At 35.9% G+C, this 3,218-nt stretch carries 4 protein-coding genes; 2 read left to right on the top strand and 2 right to left on the bottom strand.

What is annotated here, in order from left to right; translation table 11 throughout:
- Positions 1-231: 231 nt before the first annotated feature.
- Together rlmH and IKV95_RS11240 are read right to left on the bottom strand one after the other, a co-directional pair.
- Complete coding sequence (gene rlmH / locus IKV95_RS10695; RefSeq protein ID WP_069126642.1) at positions 232-711, bottom strand: 23S rRNA (pseudouridine(1915)-N(3))-methyltransferase RlmH; 480 nt, start codon at positions 709-711, stop codon at positions 232-234.
- 68 nt (positions 712-779) lie between these two features.
- Complete coding sequence (locus tag IKV95_RS11240; protein WP_069126643.1) at positions 780-971, bottom strand: CxxH/CxxC protein; 192 nt, start codon at positions 969-971, stop codon at positions 780-782.
- Between the two features lie 179 nt (positions 972-1,150).
- Between IKV95_RS11240 and IKV95_RS10690 the strand changes: the two genes are divergently transcribed.
- Entirely contained in the window at positions 1,151-2,614 is a 1,464-nt protein-coding gene (locus IKV95_RS10690) for an ABC transporter permease (protein WP_069126645.1), read from the top strand.
- Between the two features lie 11 nt (positions 2,615-2,625).
- The coding region (locus IKV95_RS10685) for an ABC transporter ATP-binding protein (protein ID WP_287451823.1) at positions 2,626-3,218 on the top strand (593 nt) is incomplete at its 3' end.

Genomic DNA, 3,218 nt, shown 5'->3' with positions numbered 1-3,218 from the left:
TACAATAAAAGATATAATTACTGCTTTAATAAACTTGAATTTCAATCTAATTTTAAATACATACAAAAATATAATAATTAATAAGTATAACAAATTACATCTCCTTTTTAATAATTCTTCCTTTTTTAGACTTTTAATATATTCAACTTGAAATATCATTAATGGTATCTCTATCTTATTAGATCTATTCAAATCAAAAACAACTGTCTCTTCGACTACTTCAAAAAAACCTTATTTATGATAAGCATGTCCATGGATAATTCGGTAACTTCGGTAAATTTGTTCCACTAGCACCAATTTCATTAATTGGTGGGGGTAGGTTAGTTTCCCAAAAGAGATTAATTGATTACTTTTATGTAAGACTTCATCACTTAATCCAAGCGATCCGCCAATAATAAACACGATGCTACTTTTACCACTGATACCGATTTTATCAATTTGTTGCGCCATACCTTCCGAGCTATATTGCGTCCCATTAATTGCTAAAGCAAAGATATAGTCTTGATCTTTCACCTTCGCTAAAATACGTTCGCCTTCTTTTTCTTTTACTTGTATCATTTCAGCTGCACTGAGATTTTCCGGTGCTTTTTCATCAGGAACTTCGACAACATTAAACTTACAATACTTCGTTAAACGCTTCGCATATTCTTCAATTCCTTGTTTTAAATACTTTTCTTTGAGTTTACCCACAGATATGATTGTTATATTCACAGTTTTCCATCCTTTTCCACAGACTTATGCACAGGGTGTTATCCACACAATCCACAACTTTATCCACATTATGTGTGCGAATGTATGTTCCCCACTATATAAACGGCATCCTTTTTACAGTACGCACAAGTTATGCACAGGCTATCTTCTGGTATTTTGTTCATTTCGGGAAATGTTTCTTCCTCATAAATACAGTCATCTAAGATGTAATCAACATGATCAGCGCATGCGTAGTAAAGCTTTTCATTATTTTCGCTCATTTTAAAACCCCCTGACTATTTAAGTATAGTTGATATTATCCACATTTTCAATGAGAGTTATACACAGACGTTGTCAACACTGTTGATAAGTTTTAAAAAAGCAACTTCTGCCTTTTTAAGTTTCGTTTAAGCTTCATTGTTTATAGTGAACTTACTTACAAAAGGAGGTTATTATAATTATGAATTTTATTAAACGTGCTTGGTACAGTATCATCGTCAAACGAGGTCGCACCTTTTTATTAATTGCTGTTTTTTCTGCTATTTTAATTTTTATTTTAGCAGGTTTAACGATTAAAAGTGCTGCCTTACAAGCATCCGAAAATGCTAAAGAAAACATTGGTGCAACCGCAACGCTTTCGATTAACCGTGAAAACATGAGAGAACAACGGGGAAATCAAGACAAGAGTACAACTGAAAAAAACGAATCAGCGACGGAACGTGTCGTAAAATTAACGGATGTTGAGAAAATCGCCCAGTTAGACAATGTGAGTTCTTACAATATTCTTTCTTCAACATCCGCAGGTGCAACGTCCAAATTCACTGCTGTCGAAAGCAGCTCCGATTCCAGTTCTACTACCGATACAAAAGAAGCTGACGGACCTGGTGATGGTGGTGGTCCACAACAAGCTCAGGGTGATTTTGCTATTTCTGGCGTATTATCAACTGCTGCTTTAGAAGCTTTTAGTGACGATGGCAATACAATTATTAGTGGAAAAGCAATTACAGAGGCTGACAAAAACACCAATAACGTTATGATTGAAAGCACACTGGCTGAACAAAACGATTTAAAAGTTGGTGATACCTTTAAGATTACAAATGCAACGGATACATCAGTGACCTATAAAATGATCGTCAAAGGTATCTATGAAACGAGTGAGGTTGCTGATGGTATGGGCATGAATTTCGCCTTTATGGATCCTGTGAATACCATTTATACATCCTATACATTTGCCAATACAATGAAAGGCTCTACTTATAAAAATACAGCTGATTCTGCTACTTACACGCTTGCTCAACCTAAACAACTAACAGCATTCGTCAAACAAGCGAACAAGTTAATTGATACGGATACATTTGAATTACAAACGAATGATTCACTTTATCAACAAATGTTGAAACCGATTAGCAATATTACATCTTTCTCAGAAAATATTGTACTCCTAGTTAGTGTTGCTGGTACGATTATTCTCGCTTTAATTGTAATGTTAACGATTAGAGAACGTAAATACGAAATTGGTGTGTTGTTGGCACTTGGAGAAAATCGCTTTAAAGTGATTGCTCAATTCTTTACTGAGTTGATTTTGGTACTGTCCCTTTCGCTTGTTATTGCAGGGTTTAGTGGTAGTTATGTCGGCAATATTGTGGGCGAACAATTGCTTGCTCAAGAAACAGAAAGTACGACGACGTCTAATACTTCTAAATTTGAAGGTGGCGAACCTAATGGTGGTGGCGGCCCTGGCCAAGGTGGTGAAATGGCTGAAAAAGCGAAACAACCTGACGAAATTAAATCCCTCGATATCACTTTGTCACTTACAGAATTATTGGAGTTGGGAGGATTAGGCTTAGGTATTTGTTTCCTGTCTGTTCTAATTGCTTCTGTCGGTATTATTCGTTTACAACCTAAAAATATATTAACTAGTTGAGGAGAATGTGTATGTTAACAGCAAAAAATATTTCTTATTGGTATAAACAGCAAGATGATTATTTATTTAAAGATGTGAATCTTTCATTTGATAGTGGTAAAACATACGCTATCCTCGGTAGCAGTGGGTCTGGTAAAACAACATTTTTATCCTTATTGTCGGGGATGGATAAGCCAAAGGAAGGCCAGATAGTGTGGGATGACCAAGATATTGCTAAACTGGGTCTTACACGTTACCGTAAAACCGGCGTATCGATTGTATTTCAGGCGTACAACCTACTTCCTTATATGACAGCATTACAAAATGTCACAACGGCTATGTCGATTACACATGCAAAACAAAGTGATGCTAAAAAATATGCGCTTACAATGCTAAAAAGCGTTGGTATCGATGACGTTTTAGCTAAGAAAAATGTCACCAAACTATCGGGTGGTCAACAACAACGTGTTGCGATTGTTCGTGCAATGTGTTGCGATGCTCCGATTATCGTGGCAGATGAACCCACTGGAAATCTCGATCAAGCGATATCAAAAGAAATCATTACAATACTACAAACAATTGCTCGTCAACAAAATAAAACAGTGATTATTGTCACTCATGAGCT

It is taken from the genome of Brochothrix sp., assembly GCF_017549435.1.
Taxonomy (GTDB): Bacteria; Bacillota; Bacilli; order Lactobacillales; family Listeriaceae; genus Brochothrix; species Brochothrix thermosphacta.
The sequence above is the reverse complement of the archived record's forward strand: the minus strand, read 5'-3'. Positions and strand labels throughout refer to the sequence as shown.

Bases quoted from the DNA above. Each gene is read 5' to 3' on its own strand.
- IKV95_RS10690 (WP_069126645.1), top strand. From the start codon at position 1,151: ATGAATTTTATTAAACGTGCTTGGTACAGTATCATCGTCAAACGAGGT.
- IKV95_RS11240 (WP_069126643.1), bottom strand. From the start codon at position 971: ATGAGCGAAAATAATGAAAAGCTTTACTACGCATGCGCTGATCATGTT.